This window comes from Lysinibacillus pakistanensis (assembly GCF_030123245.1).
Lineage (GTDB): Bacteria > Bacillota > Bacilli > Bacillales_A > Planococcaceae > Lysinibacillus > Lysinibacillus pakistanensis.
Genome location: NZ_CP126101.1, coordinates 4,224,283 through 4,241,385, shown reverse-complemented (window position 1 = coordinate 4,241,385; position 17,103 = coordinate 4,224,283). Strand labels below are relative to the sequence as shown.

The 17,103-nt window shown below is 34.0% G+C and carries 15 protein-coding genes; 14 read left to right on the top strand and 1 reads right to left on the bottom strand.

Annotated elements, in window-relative coordinates:
* Positions 1 to 76: 76 nt before the first annotated feature.
* Entirely contained in the window at positions 77 to 709 is a 633-nt protein-coding gene (locus QNH24_RS21200; RefSeq protein WP_283869421.1) for a LexA family protein, read from the bottom strand.
* A gap of 426 nt (positions 710 to 1,135) precedes the next feature.
* Here QNH24_RS21200 and QNH24_RS21195 point away from each other — a divergent pair, with 426 nt between their 5' ends.
* The 14 genes from QNH24_RS21195 to QNH24_RS21130 all read left to right on the top strand — a co-directional run bounded on the left by QNH24_RS21195 (position 1,136) and on the right by QNH24_RS21130 (position 17,103).
* On the top strand, positions 1,136 to 1,537 hold the full coding sequence (locus QNH24_RS21195; RefSeq protein ID WP_283869420.1) for an ECF-type sigma factor: 402 nt from the start codon (positions 1,136 to 1,138) through the stop codon (positions 1,535 to 1,537).
* A 496-nt stretch (positions 1,538 to 2,033) separates the two neighbouring features.
* Positions 2,034 to 2,342 carry a hypothetical protein gene (locus tag QNH24_RS21190; RefSeq protein ID WP_283869419.1) on the top strand — a complete coding sequence of 103 codons (309 nt, stop codon included), beginning with the start codon at positions 2,034 to 2,036 and terminating at the stop codon, positions 2,340 to 2,342.
* Positions 2,343 to 2,373: 31 nt separating this feature from the next.
* Positions 2,374 to 2,529, top strand: coding sequence for a hypothetical protein (locus QNH24_RS21185; RefSeq protein WP_283869418.1), 156 nt, complete (start codon positions 2,374 to 2,376; stop codon positions 2,527 to 2,529).
* A gap of 53 nt (positions 2,530 to 2,582) precedes the next feature.
* Positions 2,583 to 2,927, top strand: a complete 345-nt coding sequence (locus tag QNH24_RS21180) for a hypothetical protein (RefSeq protein WP_283869417.1) — start codon at positions 2,583 to 2,585, stop codon at positions 2,925 to 2,927.
* A gap of 23 nt (positions 2,928 to 2,950) precedes the next feature.
* The gene (locus tag QNH24_RS21175; RefSeq protein WP_283869416.1) at positions 2,951 to 3,526 is read left to right on the top strand and encodes a major tail protein; all 576 of its coding nucleotides are present in this window, start codon (positions 2,951 to 2,953) and stop codon (positions 3,524 to 3,526) included.
* A 122-nt stretch (positions 3,527 to 3,648) separates the two neighbouring features.
* Positions 3,649 to 3,972, top strand: a complete 324-nt coding sequence (gpG, locus tag QNH24_RS21170; protein ID WP_283869415.1) for a phage tail assembly chaperone G — start codon at positions 3,649 to 3,651, stop codon at positions 3,970 to 3,972.
* A gap of 180 nt (positions 3,973 to 4,152) precedes the next feature.
* A complete protein-coding gene (locus QNH24_RS21165) occupies positions 4,153 to 9,060 on the top strand; it encodes a phage tail tape measure protein (RefSeq protein ID WP_283869414.1) in 4,908 nt (1,635 codons plus the stop codon).
* The gene (locus tag QNH24_RS21160; protein WP_283869413.1) at positions 9,057 to 9,869 is read left to right on the top strand and encodes a distal tail protein Dit; all 813 of its coding nucleotides are present in this window, start codon (positions 9,057 to 9,059) and stop codon (positions 9,867 to 9,869) included. The genes QNH24_RS21165 and QNH24_RS21160 overlap by 4 nt, the downstream gene beginning before the upstream one ends.
* A 22-nt stretch (positions 9,870 to 9,891) precedes the next feature.
* Entirely contained in the window at positions 9,892 to 12,747 is a 2,856-nt protein-coding gene (locus QNH24_RS21155; RefSeq protein WP_283869412.1) for a hypothetical protein, read from the top strand.
* A gap of 19 nt (positions 12,748 to 12,766) precedes the next feature.
* Positions 12,767 to 13,063, top strand: a complete 297-nt coding sequence (locus QNH24_RS21150; RefSeq protein ID WP_283869411.1) for a hypothetical protein — start codon at positions 12,767 to 12,769, stop codon at positions 13,061 to 13,063.
* Positions 13,063 to 13,221, top strand: a complete 159-nt coding sequence (locus QNH24_RS21145) for a hypothetical protein (RefSeq protein ID WP_283869410.1) — start codon at positions 13,063 to 13,065, stop codon at positions 13,219 to 13,221. Before QNH24_RS21150 ends, QNH24_RS21145 begins: the two co-directional genes overlap by 1 nt.
* Before the next feature lie 72 nt (positions 13,222 to 13,293).
* Positions 13,294 to 14,577 (top strand): hypothetical protein, encoded by a 1,284-nt coding sequence (locus tag QNH24_RS21140; protein WP_283869409.1) that lies wholly within the window; start codon positions 13,294 to 13,296, stop codon positions 14,575 to 14,577.
* A gap of 56 nt (positions 14,578 to 14,633) precedes the next feature.
* Positions 14,634 to 14,891, top strand: a complete 258-nt coding sequence (locus tag QNH24_RS21135; RefSeq protein WP_283869408.1) for a hypothetical protein — start codon at positions 14,634 to 14,636, stop codon at positions 14,889 to 14,891.
* A 379-nt stretch (positions 14,892 to 15,270) separates the two neighbouring features.
* Positions 15,271 to 17,103, top strand: coding sequence for a phage tail protein (locus QNH24_RS21130; RefSeq protein WP_283869407.1), 1,833 nt, complete (start codon positions 15,271 to 15,273; stop codon positions 17,101 to 17,103).

Genomic DNA, 17,103 nt, shown 5'->3' with positions numbered 1-17,103 from the left:
ATTTTTATCTAAATTTATTTCCAACAACCTTTGAGTTACACTTGGTTCTATTTTTAATATTTTTGTACTTAAACAACTAGAGTGTAACTTTAAAACTGACAGCTTTTCCGATAATTTTAGCAGGATTATTTTCGTTCACAATATAAGGTTCATGTTTTGGATTATCTGGCATAAGTAAAATGGTTTCACCCTGTTTTTTAACACGTTTTAGTGTTGCTTCAGTATCTCCATTTACAAGTACAGCTGCTATTTCACCATATTCGACTTCACTTTGTTCCCTTATCAAAACTTTAGAGCCATTTGGTATAGTCGGCTCCATTGAGTCCCCTTTAGCAACTAAAGCGAAAATATTCCCAGTTGGTAATAACTCGGAAAATTCATACATATAGCCTTCTACATTTTGTTGAGCTAGAATTGGCTCTCCACAAGCAATTGTACCTAGGATAGGAATTTTTACGAAATTTGGCTGTACCTCTATTAAATTAGTAGGTTGCTCTTCCGTTAAATCGGAGCGTCTAATATTGAAGTAGTTCGCCATTAATTGAATTTTATCCGGTCTGGGGTAAGTGCTGGCTTTCATCCAGTTAGAAACAGTTGTTTCAGGGATATTTAAATCTCTTGCCATATCTGTTTGATTCAAGCCTCTTTTATCTAATTGCAGTTTTAGGTTTTTTGAGAAAACAATTTTTAGTTTATCTGAGTTTTCCATATATTCATGCACCTCCTTTTAATAATAATACTTATAAAAAGTAGTGGTGTAAACTATAAAATACCTTTTAAAAGTATTTTATCTTGACTATACCGTTTAAAGGTATTATAATGTAATTAATTAAATATTATATTTAAAGAAAATCTTTAAAAACAAGGGAGGTTATTTTAATGCAAAATAAAAACACATACATAAAAAAAAGGTATAATATTAAACAAAAAATACCGTTTAAAGGTATTTGTTGCAGGTGTAAATGAATTACTTTCACAAATTTCTAATAGTGCTAAACAAGAATGATTTTCTATTTGGGGTAAACATTCATCTTTAAAACAATTTTAATCATTTAAAATACATAATATTTTTTATAGTAGGAAATTGAATCAGAAAAGGTATAACAAAAAATATAAATAAAAGTGGGTGCTATGAATGTACGATTGGTTACGAGATTATCAACAAATTCAAGAGGAAATAGCATATTTAGAATATAATCTTGAGAGATCACAGAAAGAATTAAAAAGATGGGTGAATGGTGATTTAGTTGGGGTAAAACTTACGGCTGATTCTGATGGTGCAAAACTTGAGGAACGAATTGAACGGATTGATCGGGAGTTGCAAGTTAAGCTCTTGGAACAAAAAAATTTTTTAGAGCTAATTAATAGATTTAGTGGGTTAAATCATAAAATATTAAAATTGAAATATGTAGATGGAATGACATTAGAAGAAATAGCTGAAGTTTTAAACTATAGTGCAAGCTATATTTATAAAAAACATGCGGAGATTGCTAAAATGATAAAGTTTGCTCATGAAATAAAACTTACACATTGTTAATAAAATTGCAGAGGCAAGATTCCTGAGATAGGACAGAGGTTCAGACGAAATTTAAGAAAATGTTTATAACTTGTGGTTGGCACATAAATTAATTAGCGAGCTTCACTCCAGAAAAGCGTTAGAAATCAATTTTAAAACATTGATTTCTAGCGCTTTTAAGATTTAGAACAGATTTTATTTCAGCTTCTTCTATTGAATTAATGTAGATGTTCTAAATTGATCTTTCTTTTTATTGACACTCAGTAGTATGAATAGAAAGGGTTGGAATTCCGTTATATGATGGTAGTGTAAAAGTTTGAACAATACGTATTTAACTAATAAAAAAGCTTTCCTTCCACTGACACTTAGTAGTATGAATAGAAACTCTTGAGATTCCATTATATGATGATAGTGTAAAGATTTGTTACTGAATAATTATTATATTAAAGAACGCTAGGAACCACTCAAATGCGAGTGGTCTTTTTATAGCTCAAAACTTTTGAAGGGAAGTGTGTAGATGGAGCCAATATATGCAAAGTGCAATAAATCCTGTGGTCATAAATTCTATATACAACATTTTAAAAAAGACAGACTAGACCATACAATTGAAAAAACATATTTTTCTTGTCCAAAATGTGGTCGAGAGTATATATGTTTTTATACTGATGAAAGGACACGTAAACTTTATGCAGAATTAAGAGAATTACATCGGGAAATGAAGTGGATTGATAGAAATGGGTTAGAGAGGCTGAAGAAGAAAGAATCAACTTTGAAACAAATGATTTCAAACAGTACGGCTGGTGTTAGAAAAATGATCGAAGGCTAGATGATAAGCACCTTGAAAGGAGGTGAAACAATTGAATAAGCGAGAAAAAATAGAAACGTCTACTGATTTCTCATCAGCAGATGTTTTTTGTTTTTTTAAAATCACTCACTGTCAGCAAACACTATTGGAATTATTACTTTATTTTAGAAGTGCAATATTTCAAATGCTGAAGGGAGATATTTTCTGAATTTAATATGCTTGTTCGATACTTTATCTCATACACGAAGATAGGAGAAAAATATGATAGATCTAATGAATCATATACCTACTATTTTAGAGCCATTAGGTCTGCCCGTTATTTTTAATGGATTTCCTACAGGTTCACCAAAACCAAACCAGTTTATCACTTTTTTAGAAATAAGTGCGAAGCCAGTTTTTGAAGCTGGCGGTATTGAAGTTGAAACAGAGCGGCTTATACAAATGAATGTATGGTCTAATTCGAATTTTCATCAGATTGTAGAAAGCATTAAACAATTGATGGGAAATGCAGGCTTTGAACGTACTCTAGAATATGATGAACCTTATACTGCTAGCGAAACTTACTATAACAGGGTATTACAATTCGCTTTCTTTGATGAAAAATAATAAACAATTAGGAGGTCATGTAAATGACAACAGTAAATGAAAAACCACAAAAAATTAGCTTAAAACGTATTCACTATGCACTAATGACAAATGAGCAGACAGAGACATGGGGTGAAGTGAAAACTTTAACGATGCCTATTTCCTTGACACTTACACCAAACTTTTCAGAAGCACATTTAGATGCAGGTGATCGAGTAGTAGATCAGGAAGCGCAGTTGGATTCAATTACTATTGCAGGAGAAACAGCTGATTTACCAACTGATGTGCTAGTAGATTGGTATGGACATAAAAAATCTGCAGAGGGTGGTATTATTACAAATGCAAATGATACACCTAACTCGATTGCAATTGGCTTTGAATCAGGATCTAAGCTGGTTTGGCTATTAAAAGCAAAATTAAAACCAGGTGAAGAAACAAATACAACTCGTAAAAAAGGTGAAACAAGTTACAAAATATATCCATTTGGTGGTGAGGCATTGCCATTGATTGATGGTGTTATTAAACATACAGTAGATACACGAGATGTAGGGGTAACAGTAACAGCAGAAACATTCTTTAAATCTGTTGCAAAACCAAATGAAACAGTAGAAACACCATAATTAGAGAGAAGCCCTTTAAAGGGTTTCTTCTTTTTTTGTTGCAGGTAATCAACATTGAGGGTTGAGCAAATAAAATTTGGCAATGGTTTAAAAAAAGGCTACTAGAAAAGGATGGATGAGATATGCAAATAACATTAAAGATAGATGGACAAGAGAAAATATTTTCAAATGATTTTGTAAAAGCACGAGTTTTCCGTAATGCTTTAAAAATGAACGAAAAAATGCGTAAAGAAGGCAATGAAATTTCAGTTGAAACATTTGATGAAATGATTTCCTTTGTTGTTCACGTATTTGATAATCAATTCACAATTGATGATGTATGGGATGGCCTAGAAGCTGGAAAATTGCAGGAAGAAATTATGCGCGTGTTCAATAATGTGCTGAATATTGGTGGGCTTGAAACTAAACCTGTCCAGAATAATGATGAGGGAAAGTTAGTGGTATAACGCCTTACCAACAAATTAAAGCATTTTATCGAGAATTAATAAAAGAGGGTTACAAATTACATGAAGTTGACGAAATGGATATTCATTTTTGGTTTGAACTTACAGGTGATTTCGATGAAATATATGAGGTTACAGCCGATGAAATTTCATGGTTGTGATAGACAAAGGCGGTGATAGGGAATGACGGAAATTGGTCCAGTTGAGCTAAGACTAAATACTTCTAATTTTGATGGATCCATTGAACAATCTATACGACATTTGACTGCAATGGGTGCAGAATTACAGGCTATACAAGCACTTGGCAATGAATATGAAAATTCCATAGAGGGCTTATCACAAAAGCATGATGTACTTACAAGATCAGTTGAGGCGTCAAGATTTAAATTGGGAGAGCAACGTAAAAAATATGATGAATTGCTTGCCTCCGGAACAGCAAATACAGAAGCTCTTGAACAACAAGCAATTGCAGTTAATGAAGCTGTTGCTGAATATAATCGTTTAAGCACACAATTGACGGACGTTGATAATCAATTAGGTGCACAAACATCAAAATGGAACAAATTTCAGGAGTTTGGTGGAAAAGTGAAATCTGTTGGAGAAAGCATATCCACAGTTACAGCTCCTATAAAAGATTTTGGTGCTTATGCCCTAAATGCAGCAATCGATTTTGAAAGTGCTTTTACTGGGGTTCGTCAAACAGTAAATACTAGTGAGGAAAATTTTAAAAAGCTTGAAGATGGTATAAGAGGTATGGCTAAAGAGCTTCCAGTTAGTGCTACAGAAATTGCGGGAGTTGTTGAATCGGCTAGCCAATTAGGAATTGCTGAAGAACATCTTTTATCTTTTTCCCGTACAGTAATCGATATGGGAAACTCTACAAGTATGACTCGAGAGCAGGCAGCAAAGGAATTTGCTGATTTTGCTAACATTGTGGGTATGGGACAAGGTGATTTTGATCGACTAGGCTCTTCAATTACTGAGCTTAGTAGCACTATGGGAATTGCAGCCTCTGACATCATGTCAATGGGAAAGGGATTTGCGGAGCAAGCTTCAAAAATTGGTTTAACAGAAGCGCAAATTATGGGGTTAGCTGCTACAATGTCCAGTCTAGGTATTGATGCTGAAACTGGAGGAGCAGCAATGTCTTCGGTTTTCCAAAAAATTCAGAAAGCAGTGGGTGATGGTGGAGAAAGTTTATCTGGATTTGCGAAGGCTGCTAACATGTCTAGTGCAGATTTTAAAAAAGCCTTTGAAACAGATGCAGCCTCTGCGTTAGATGCATTAGTGAAGGGATTAGCTGAAACATCAGAGGGAGGTGCTAATCTAAAAAGCGTGCTTGCAGATTTAGGTGTAAGTGGAAACGAAACGGATGTACTTTTGAGCATGGCGGGTGCCTCTGATTTACTTACATCAGCTGTTAATTCATCTTCAGCTGCCTGGAAGGAAAACACAGCTTTATCAGATAAAGCAGCTGAGCGTTATCAAACTACAGAATCTCAAATAGCAATTATGAAAAACCAGCTATTAGATATTGGGATAAGTATAGGAAAAATTTTAATACCAATTGTTAAAAGTTTTTTAGAAAAACTTCAGCCATGGATTGAAAAGTTCTCTAATCTTAGCGAAGGTACAAAAAAATTCATTGTTATTATTGGAGGGATTATAACTGTAATTGGCCCAATTCTCCTGGCGTTTGGAACATTAATCTCAACAGTTAGTACAATCGTTGGGATATTTAGTAGCTTGGGGTCTGTTTTTGCAGTATTATCTGGACCAATTGGATGGATAGTAGTTGGTATTACAGGACTAATAGGTGCTGGGATAGCATTATATAAAAATTGGGATGTAGTAAGTGCAAAAGCAGTTGAAATTTGGGAAGGTATAGCAAACTTTTTCTCAGAGTTATGGACAAATATCACAGAAGTAGCTTCAACTGTATGGAAAGGGTTTAGTCAGTTACTCTCCGATTTATGGACGTCAACCAAAGACGGGGCCATAGAAATATGGGAAGGGATGGTTAACTTCTTCTCTGAATTATGGACAAGCATTACAGAAGCGGCTTCAATAGCATGGGAAGAGTTTAGTCAACTACTTTCCGATTTATGGACGTCAACCAAAGACGGGGCCATAGAAATATGGGAAGGGATGGTTAACTTTTTCTCCGAATTATGGACAAGCATTACAGAAGCGGCTTCAATAGCATGGGAAGAGTTTAGCCAACTACTTTCCGAATTATGGACGTCAACCAAAGACGAGGCCATAGAAATATGGGAAGGGATGGTTAACTTCTTTTCCGAATTATGGACAAGCATTACAGAAACAGCTTCAATAGCATGGGAAGAGTTTAGCCAACTACTTTCGAAATTATGGACGTCAACCAAAGACGGGGCCATAGAAATATGGGAAGGGATGGTTAACTTCTTCTCTGAATTATGGACAAGCATTACAGAAACGGCTTCAATAGCATGGGAAGAGTTTAGCCAACTACTTTCCGAATTATGGACGTCAACTATAGACGGAGCTCTAGAGATATGGACTGGTTTTATAGGAATCCTATCAGATATTTGGACATCAATAGTTGACCTTGCTACTACTATATGGGATGTCATTTCTACTACAATTATAGATATTGTTTCAACTATTATTGATCAAGTAGTGAATGTATTTAACACTATGAGTGAGTTCATTACAGAAATATTTGAAGGAATAAGCAACTATTTCTCTGCTGCTTGGGAATTTATAAAAGGAATTTTTACAGGCGCTTTAGATGCTATTTATAGTGAGGTAGAGATTAGATGGAATAATTTAAAAGAAGCTACTGAAAGTGTATTTAATGCAATAAAGTTATTTTTGAGTGATGTTTGGATAAATTTGAAAAACGCGATTATAGGAGTAGTAGTAAATATTCTTGAATCAGTTGTTTCAGGATGGACAAAGTTTAGTCAGACGACAACAAATACTTTTAATACAATAAAAAACTATTTGATTAATGTATGGGAATCTATTAAAGCAACAGTGGTAAATACAGCAATACAGCTTGTTTCAAACACTATTCAAAAATTTCTTGACTTTAAAATAGCCATAGAAACAAAGATGGGCGAGGTTAAAAAAAGTATTTCCGATATTTGGGATAAAATACTTGGCATTTTCAGTGCCCTTGATTTGCGCAAAATTGGTAAAGATATTATACAAGGTTTAATTAATGGTATTGGTGATATGAAGGATTTTGTATGGAAAAAGGCAAAGTCTATAGCCACATCAATAGGTGATGCGATAAAGGGTACATTGAAAATCAATTCTCCTTCACGTGTTATGATTGCAATCGGCAAAGGTGTTGGCGAAGGGTTAGCAATTGGGATTGAGCAAGGTACTGAGGGAGTAAACAGAGCTGCTGAGAAATTGGCAGAGGCTTCAATTCCGAATTTCACACAACATTTATCTATTTCTAAAGAGGGAATTGAAAAAGTCCAACAAATCATAAGGGATGTAATAAAAGCCAATTCAGTTGAAGTTGAAGCATTACAGCAAATGGCTGAGGATAAAAGTATTGAAATTTCGCAACAGGCCGCAGAAAAAATTACTACAATCAAAAACAATGCAGCAAAAAAACAGGTAGCACTTACAGCTGATCAAATAGCTCAAATCAAAAAAATTGAAGAGCAAGCATTGAAGGATAAAGAAACGGTTACAAAACAATACGCTGAAAAGATAGAAAAAATTGAATCTAATTCTGCAAATGTAAAATTCAATGCCTTAAAAGAATATGTCGAAGCCCAAAAATCAGCTGGAGAAATGACAGCTAAACAAGAAGCAGAATTTTGGCGATACAGTGCTTCATTATTTAAAGATGGTACAAAAGAAAAGACAAACGCACTAAAAGAGTTTAAAAAAGCCTACTCTGAAATGGCGAAAGATCAATTCGAGAAAGAAAAAGAATATATTGAGAAACGTAAAAAATACAATTCGATATCTCTTGCTGAAGAATTGAAAATTTATGAGGGGTATTTATCTCAATATGAAGCGGGAACAGATGAACGTATTTATTATGAAGACAAATTTTATAATACGAAAAAAGAAATAAGCGAAAAAATTAAAACCATCAATAATGATTATTTAAAGCAGACGCAGGATGTTAACAAGAAATTATTGGATGAAGAGCAAAAGCATAATGATGCTTATAAGAATGCTTTAGAAAGCCGAATAAAAAGCATCAAAGGTTACTTCGGATTATTTGATGAAGTAAAAATTGCTGATCCTGTAGACTCTTCTAAATTGACGCAGGATTTAAGTGAGCAGGTGAATAGCTTATCCCAATGGAGAATTGAGTTATCAAAACTAGAATATCGCAGATTATCTAGTGATATTATAGATGAACTTGAAGCAATGGGCCCAAGTGCCCTTGCACAGCTAGAAGCTTTAAATCGAATGACTGATGCGGAACTGATGCAATATCAAGAGTTATATGAGAAAAAGCTATTAATTGCACGTGAAGCGGCAATAAAGGAGCTAGAACCATTACAACAAGAAACAAAGGCTAAAATCGAGAAACTAAGACAAACAGCAAATTCAGAATTGGCAACATTAAATAGTGAATGGCAAGCAAAAATAAAAGAAGTCGTTCTTGGAACAGAAGAAACTTTAGGATCAATGAATGAAATTGGGAAGAATGCAATTCAAGGTTTAATCGATGGTATGACGGGAATGCAATCAACTTTACAGGAATCTGTAAATAATATTATCAAAGGTGTTTCACAGACCCTAGAAAAAGTACTTAATTTCAATCCCGCATCTCCAATAGTTCAGGCTGCTGGTGGAAGTTTTGCTAGTGGATTTGATTCAATTATGAAAAAGGCTACAAATATTAGTAAACTATTGGAAAATAGCAATTTGCATGAACCCTCTTCATTATCGCCAAAACAAAAACTCAAAAATAACACTGCTTCTCAAAATTCATCGCCTTCTACCATTATTCTACAATCTGTATTAGATGGCCAAATTATTGGTGAATCGGTAGTAGATGTCGTAAGTGGTAGACAATATAATAATGCAAGCATCCATGCATTAACAAGGGGGTTAAGTGGTATATGAAAATGATTTTAAAGAATGGTCGCGAATTATTGATAAGTGACTACAGTTTAAAATTATTAAAATATTACATCCCTTCTGTTTCAATAGAGCACCAATCGACTGAGGTTGATGGCAGAGATGGCCCAATTTTTACAAGCACACGTTTTAGTGGAAGAACAATTACTGCGAAATTTATGTATAAAGCATTTGATTACCATGACTATAAATTGTTTATTGCAGATATCAATATGCTGTTTTCTCGCAAGGAATATTTTTATATTATTTTCGCTACAGAACCAGGAAAGAGATGGAAGGTCAGATTAGCAAATAGCTACCAACCAAATGAGCTACTTCGGAAAGTAGGGGAGCTAGAAATACAATTTATTTGTGAAAATATATATGCAGAATCTGTTCCAACGACTTTAGATTTAAAGGAATGGGATATTGATAAGTGGGCGTGGGGGATGGGTCTTGATTGGGATGAGGATTTAGCTTACTCATTTAACAGTAATCTTTTCACGATTAAAAATTATGGCAATGTTGCTGTGGATCCACGCAGAAATGACTTAGAAATAACCCTAAAAGGAGTTTTTAATAATAATGTAACTATTACAAATCACACAACAGGAGAAGTGTATCAATTAAATGATTCTTTATCATCCTCTGATGAATTAAAAATTAGTGGTATTCAATCTTTTAAAAATGGTATTTCTGTTTTTAAAAATACAAATAAAAAACTCCTTTCACTCGCGGTTGGTGTTAATAATTTTTCAGTTTCAGGCGGTACTGTTCACAGTATCGTTTTTAATTTTAGATTTTTATATATGTAAATAAGGATGGTGAAGAAAAACCATGGTAATTAGTCTACACACAACACAATCACCAGTCAGTCGTGCAGAACGAATGAAAATAAATGAGAACTGGCAGCGTATTATTGAAGGATTATCAAAATTACAACTGCAAATTAATATTTTAGCTGGTGGAGAAGAAGTGGATGAGTTAATTTTACGTATTAACCAGGCAATTGAGATGGTATCTACTGCTTTACAAGATACTGAAAAAGTAATTATTGAAGCAAATAAAGCTACAATGAATGCGCAAGAAGCCTCAGATAACGCTAATACTGCTTTAAAAGTAGTTAATGAGGCAATGGGTGAAGCTGGACAGCTAATGGCGAACTTAGATGCTTTAAAAGCCGAATTAGAGCAAATGAAATATAAATTGGAAACCTTATCCACGGAAGCTGAAGCAGCAACAATAAATGCCAATAATGCAGCACAAGTGGTCACTAATTTAACTGATGCCATAAGTGAGGCAATAACAGTTGCAAATAATGCGACTCAAGAAGCAAATAATGCAGCACAATTAATTGCTGGATGGGGAACTGCTTCAGTATGGAATGCAACAACTGAATATGTTAAAAACAATATTACAACTTACAATGGATCTACCTGGCAATCCCTAACAACTAATAAAAATTCAGTTCCTTCAGAATCAAATAAGGATTGGATATTACTTGCTCAACGGGGAGTGGATGGTACTGGTTCAGTTTCAATGGTAGCCGGCAAATCCCCCGATGTAGATGGCAATGTCCCTTTAACTTCTATTGATATTGGCGCTGAAACTCCTTCTGGAGCGCAAGAAAAAGCAAATAAGATTCAGGAATGGGTTCAGGCACATGGTTTAGGTACTGATCAACCAGAATTAATTACATTACCAGATTCTTTATTAAATAAACAGGAGTCAGGATTTTGGAATGTTGAAAATGAACCAGGCTCCGTCTCACTTCCAAACGATATTGAAGACTTTCATGTTTATGTAGGCATGAAATCAGATGATCAAAGTAACAAAATCTATCAAACCTTTCTAGCCATTTCCCAGAAGACAGCTAAGACATACACAAGGGTAATTACGAATGATGGGCAGGTTAATAACCATTTAGGTGATACAGGATGGATTGAAGGTGGAGAAGGTGGAACAGGTGGTGGCCTAAAATTAAATATAAATACTTATAACCTTCAGACAACTATGGATAATCAAAAAACATGGGATTTACCTAAAGAATTATATGATAAAAATAATGATGAAATTATCGTATTCCATAATGGCATTTACTTACCACCAATTTCATGGGATATTACAGGAAATGCAAGCAGCAGTTATGTCCTAACAATTCCCGATAATCCTATTGAAAAACAAATAGATAATAATGTTAGTATATTGATTTTTAAAAACGTACCTACTACTGGTGATGAACAATTTAGTGGGAGCTTACTAACTGATGGATCTGTAACAATGAATAAATTAAGTCAAGATGTTCAAGACAAGATAAACAGTGCTAGTGAGAAGGTTGAAATAGTTGATAATTTATCTGGTGGAGGAAGTAACAAGGCTCTTTCAGCTGAAATGGGGAAAAATTTAAAAACAATAGTTGATGAAAAAGCAGGTAAGTTAGAGCTAAATGTTTTAGAGACTGAAGTTATTGAACATTTGGAACAAATGAAACCGAAAGTTGAAAATTCATGGCAAAAAGGTGTTTACAATAATACAACTATTACTAATCTCGATGGTAATTTTGCTTGTAGAATTTTTAATATTCCTGTTACAGACTTTCATACTTCAACCAATGTTGAAATTGCCCAAGTGTACATTCCGCTTAAAAGTTTTTCAGGTACAATAAAGGCTACATTGACTTCCACTTTTGCTGACAGTAACGCATCGGGTGGAGCAGAGATAATATATAACATAGGAAAATTTAATAACGTCTTAGCCCGTAATGATAAAAGTATTTTGAGTGTATCTCCTGATTTTGCTAAAAGCTTCTTTATTGGCGATATTGAACATGATGCTGATGCTTTATTCATTCAAATTTTAGTAGCACCTGCAAAAAATCATTTGGCTATTAAAATAGATGCTACATGTTCGTTTGATGATACATTTACAGGCTTATCAAATGCTGTTATCAATATCTATGACAGTGGCTCACCTACAGGATTCGGTTATCCATGGGCACCGCAAACATCTAATTTTGTAAGAAATGATAACAATAATTTTATAAAAAGTGTGAACACATTCACGGCAGAAGTACCTCTTATTTTCACTAGAGAGGGTGTACATTCTAATGCCTTTCATAAGTCGGCAGACGGTTCTTTGTATATAGCTCCATCGCATGAAGCAAATGGCGTAGGCGGATGGAATTGGGGTAATGCTTTAAGACTAGACCCTAATGGATATGGAAATATAAAAGGTCTGATTGTTGATGGTGTCGATTTAAAGCAATCTGTAAGTAATGGTAAAGCACAAGTAGCATCTGCCATTACTGGTAAAGGAGTTCAAACTGCTTCGGATGCTACATTTGAGACAATGGCTAATAATATTAATGCTATATCTACAGGGGTTCCAAAAGCTGAGTTTGACTTACAAACAACTACTACTATGACACCAAATGGCTCAGCAGATATCGTAACCCCAATTATGAGCTTTAAACCTATGAATGGTACGTTTTCACTAGCTGGAACAGCTCTATTAAGAGGGCAAGGCGGTGATTTAACAGGAGCAACTTACATCAACTCTGTTCCGTATATAGAAAAATGCATCATAAACGACTTAGGAAATGGAAATTTCACAGTAACAGTTAGAATAAGAAATAAAACAGACATAAATCTAAATGCAGGATTTTTAGTAAAAATGGTAATAATAGGATGGTAAAAAAGAAAGGAAGAATTTTATGCAATTAGACAATCGTATTATTTATAACAAAGTAACAGGTACAATTTTACATCAATCAGGAGAAGCTAAAGGTGACGTTGTTCCTCATGAAGAAGATGTAGAACTTGCTTTTATTGATGTACCTTATGGCTCAATTGATTATTCAAAGTCTTATATACAACGCATCGATGAGGATGGTAATCCTGTAATTAAGGAATACGATAGAGAATTATCACCTGTAGAAATTGAAAACGCAAAACTAAAAGAAGATATTATTTTACTACAAACAGATTCAGAGGTTGGAGGTATCTTATAATGGTCAATCAAATTGTTGTACGTATTGCAGCAGAGCGCATCATGTCAGGTGGTTTAAATCCAAAGACCGAAAAAACGTATGTTATTGATGATGTGACTAACGAAGATTACAAACAAGCCATAGAGGATTACATCTTAGCAAATACTGAAGGTGTGTAATCGTTCCATATTGTTCAGTAAACACTACTTATAATAAAGTAGTGTTTTTATTCTTATTAAGAAGGTGATTTTGTGTATAAAGGTAATCAAATCAGTTATGACAATTTAAACGAGAAGCTTAAGAAAAAAATAACTAAAGCTGATATTGAAATTGTTAATGATTTAACTACAGGTGGTATAGATAAAGTCTTGTCAGCTGAACAAGGAAAAAAATTAGACAATATTGTAAATGAACATGTTGCTGAAATAAAACCTAAAGTTGATAATTCATGGCAAAAAGGTTTGTACAATGATACAGACATTATGAATTTAGGGCTAGCACATGCAAAACGTACATTTTTGGTTCGTCCGGAAGATTGGAAAGCATCGGCATTAAATATAGAGATGATGTCTATTGTTTTACCTATAATTAATTTTTCCGGCATTATTAAAGTCACTTATGCTGGTAGTTGGACATATACCAATACAGAAGGTGGCGCAGAAATTATTTACAATTATGCAAAAGCTAGCTCTACTCTAAGGACACATTCTAAAACAATTACTTCAATATCACCTTTGTTCGCTGAAAATTATTTAATTAGAGATTTAAACTATAATGAAAGTGTAGTAACTATACCAATTGTTCGTGTACCTCATGCTAGAAACTATTTAACTATAACTGTTGAGTTGTATATGTCACAATATACTGCTATGAACAATTTAAAAGACGCAACTTTAGTATTTGAAGATTTAGGTACGACTTGGATTAGTTATCCCTGGACACCCCAAACACCTACCTATTTAGCTGCAAACACTTATAATCCTAGTTCAAGTATCATGAATTTAAGTGATAAAAGAGCTACTAGAGTATTTCCTCAAGTTAATTGGAAAGCTTCTGCTGGAACACCTGAATTATGGGAAAGTATTCTGGTAATGACTAAACCTGTATGGGGTATTCTGGAGTTAGATATAGCTGGTTACTCGGCAGCTGCTGGAGGGGCAAAAATTATAGTGGAACTAGGAATAAATTTACCTTCCGATACTGCTTCACCATCTACTGAGTTTCGTAGAAAGTTAAAAGTGGTCACTTCAAGTACTGGGTTTACTGATAACTTTTTCGTAGAAGTTGAGCATAGAGCATCCGCAAGGTATCTTTTAATTAAGGTATATAAGAGAAACTATAATGACCCAATTACAATATCAGCAACATTTACATCTACAGTTAGTCCACAGACTGCTTTTGAATTTTTAAGAGGTTTTACAGATGGTGCATACTACACAAATATAGCAGGAGTAGACCCTACATTGCAGAAAGACTTTGATACACGAATAAGTGAAAATTTTACCTTGTTAAGTAGTTTTTTAAACAGAAAATAGTATCTGCTACTACTGAAAAGGGCGTTATAACAAGCGCAGATGCTAGTGGCGACGCAATGGTTGCAAACATTAGGGTTATACCTACAATTAAGAAATACGAGGGATCATTCTATGTTCCTAATCTTGCATCAAAACAAACAAGCCAGGATTTTGTTTCACCTTTATTGGATTTTGAACCGAAATACGCTTCATGCGAAGTAGCAGGAGCACTCATTTTTAATGGTAGTGAGAAATGGAATGGTACAACAGATTATAACAACGGTGTGCAAACTTTAAAATGCTACAGGGAGCAAATTGGTAGTCTTATCCTGTAGAACGAGGTAATGTTTCGTATAGAATTACCAATTAAGTGTAAAGTGTTGAGTTGCTTCCGCACGATACAAAGATAGAATTAGCTTATATAGATATTCAGCTAGTTCGATTAAAAGAAAAATAACTTGGAATTAAAGAATTTGAAGCGATTCTGTAATGATAAATATAGCACTAGTCAGAATAGGAGCAGAACGTATTATATTTAGTGGTCTTAATCCCAAAACCCATAAGACTTATGTGATTAATGGCATCACGAATCAGTTTAAAGACAAGCTATGTAAGATTACTTTTTAACAGCTATTAAGTGTGTTTAAACAATCTATATTATCTAATAACTTCTATAATATTGGAGTTAAATTTATACAAAAGAAGGTGATATTGTTGCTCATTGTTACAAATGATACACAAGTCGAGCCTATACTAGAAACAAATTACGAAAAATTTGAAGAGTTGAATGGGGCATTGCGGATCTCATTTAGCTCTTTTTTACATGAAAGCAATCCAGGACATACTTTGTTAGATTTTGAAGCTATAATCGAAGATGAAGATGGTCATGAGTATGTTGTGAAAGAATTTAGTGGTGATACCTTTACCAAAAAAGCTACGGCGGTGCATATCTATTTTTCATTAGTGGATGATTTTAAGTATGAAATCCATGGTGGAACAAGGACGTTTAATGATTTTATGTCATTTGTTCTTGATGGAACCGGTTGGACTTTTATTAATGCAGATGTAGATGGTTATCAATTACTACCGAATTTTGGAGAAGCGAATCCAATTGTTTTAATCGAACAATTGTGTACAGCATTTAACTGTGAACGTCAATTATTACCTGGTAAAGTTATTCGTTTTTCTAAGAAAATTGGTAGAGATAATGACACACAATTTCGTTACCGTCATAATATTGAAACCTTATCTTATAGCATCAATACTACAAATTTAAAGACACAAATTCGCGGATATGGTTCAGAGGGGATTGATGTTACTTATACTTCACCTTTAGCTAAGTCACCAAGAATTGGTATACGTATTGCAGATCCTATTCATGACGAGAATATAGAATCTATTGAGGAAATGGCAACCCGTTTGGCAAGTGAACTACCTGCAGCACCTGAAACAAATATTAAGGTTAAAGCGACTTCAATAGATGGTGATGTGGGAGATATGGTTTGGCTTATACATGAGGAGCTTAACTTAGAATATCAAACACGTATTTTAAGTAAAAAGACTAAACGGGATTATAGTAATTCAGAGATTGAAGTTGGAAATACACAAGCCAAAAGTATTGTAGATGCCTTATTAAATCAACGTGCTACTATTAATGCTAACGATAAACGCTATCGTTCAAAATTTGAACAAACTAATGATCGAATTGATTTAGAGGTTGAAGAAATAGGTGCATCAATTGCTGCAATTAATATTCGCGCTGATAGTATCACTCAAAGCGTAACAGATATAAGTAACAATTTAAGTAGTCGTATTACTCAAACAGCTATTGAAATTCGAGGTGAAGTATCTGCACAGGTTACAACACTGAACAACAATATTCAAACAGTTCGCAATGATGTTTCTGTTGTTTCTCAAACAGCATCCCAAATACAGTCAACGGTGACTAGTCAACAAACTCAAATAAGCAGTCTTGGAAATAGGGTATATAATGCCGAAAGTAGTATTACACAACAAGCAAATCAAATTCAGTCAAAAGTAAGTGTAACGGATTTTACAGGAAATACAATTACGTCTTTAATCAATCAAACTGCAACGACGATTGGTATACAAGCATCAAAAATCAATCTTGTAGGGGCTGTTACTGTTCTTTCTGATATTACTGGGAATTTAGGAACAATTTATACAGGAACATTAAACAGCGTAAATATTTACTCTGCAGATATAAATATCTCTAATGATGTTACGATAGGTAAAGTTTTAAAAATTGGTTCTCACTGGAGTGACTCCGAGCCTAAGGCAATTGTATTTGGTGGAAATTTAGGAGCATCCTCAATTAGACATGATGGAGATCAGCTTCATTTAAGTGCCTTACATGGAGTTAATATTACAGCAGACTTATTTGTTAGGGGTAATTATGGAAATATAGCAAAAGCTGATACAAATGGCTTAGGTTTTGGCTTATCTACTGCAACTAATCCTAAAAGGCTTTATGTTAGACTTTTTGGAATAAATCAAGGTTATTTAGAACTAATAAAAGGAGATTGA

What these genes read in the sequence shown, in the direction of transcription:
- QNH24_RS21160 (WP_283869413.1), top strand. Translation starts at nt 9,057, where the DNA reads ATGAAAATGATTTTAAAGAATGGTCGCGAATTATTGATAAGTGACTAC.
- QNH24_RS21200 (WP_283869421.1), bottom strand. Translation starts at nt 709, where the DNA reads ATGGAAAACTCAGATAAACTAAAAATTGTTTTCTCAAAAAACCTAAAA.
- gpG (WP_283869415.1), top strand. Translation starts at nt 3,649, where the DNA reads ATGCAAATAACATTAAAGATAGATGGACAAGAGAAAATATTTTCAAAT.
- QNH24_RS21165 (WP_283869414.1), top strand. Translation starts at nt 4,153, where the DNA reads ATGACGGAAATTGGTCCAGTTGAGCTAAGACTAAATACTTCTAATTTT.
- QNH24_RS21145 (WP_283869410.1), top strand. Translation starts at nt 13,063, where the DNA reads ATGGTCAATCAAATTGTTGTACGTATTGCAGCAGAGCGCATCATGTCA.
- QNH24_RS21195 (WP_283869420.1), top strand. Translation starts at nt 1,136, where the DNA reads ATGTACGATTGGTTACGAGATTATCAACAAATTCAAGAGGAAATAGCA.
- QNH24_RS21190 (WP_283869419.1), top strand. Translation starts at nt 2,034, where the DNA reads ATGGAGCCAATATATGCAAAGTGCAATAAATCCTGTGGTCATAAATTC.
- QNH24_RS21155 (WP_283869412.1), top strand. Translation starts at nt 9,892, where the DNA reads ATGGTAATTAGTCTACACACAACACAATCACCAGTCAGTCGTGCAGAA.
- QNH24_RS21150 (WP_283869411.1), top strand. Translation starts at nt 12,767, where the DNA reads ATGCAATTAGACAATCGTATTATTTATAACAAAGTAACAGGTACAATT.
- QNH24_RS21180 (WP_283869417.1), top strand. Translation starts at nt 2,583, where the DNA reads ATGATAGATCTAATGAATCATATACCTACTATTTTAGAGCCATTAGGT.
- QNH24_RS21135 (WP_283869408.1), top strand. Translation starts at nt 14,634, where the DNA reads ATGGTTGCAAACATTAGGGTTATACCTACAATTAAGAAATACGAGGGA.
- QNH24_RS21175 (WP_283869416.1), top strand. Translation starts at nt 2,951, where the DNA reads ATGACAACAGTAAATGAAAAACCACAAAAAATTAGCTTAAAACGTATT.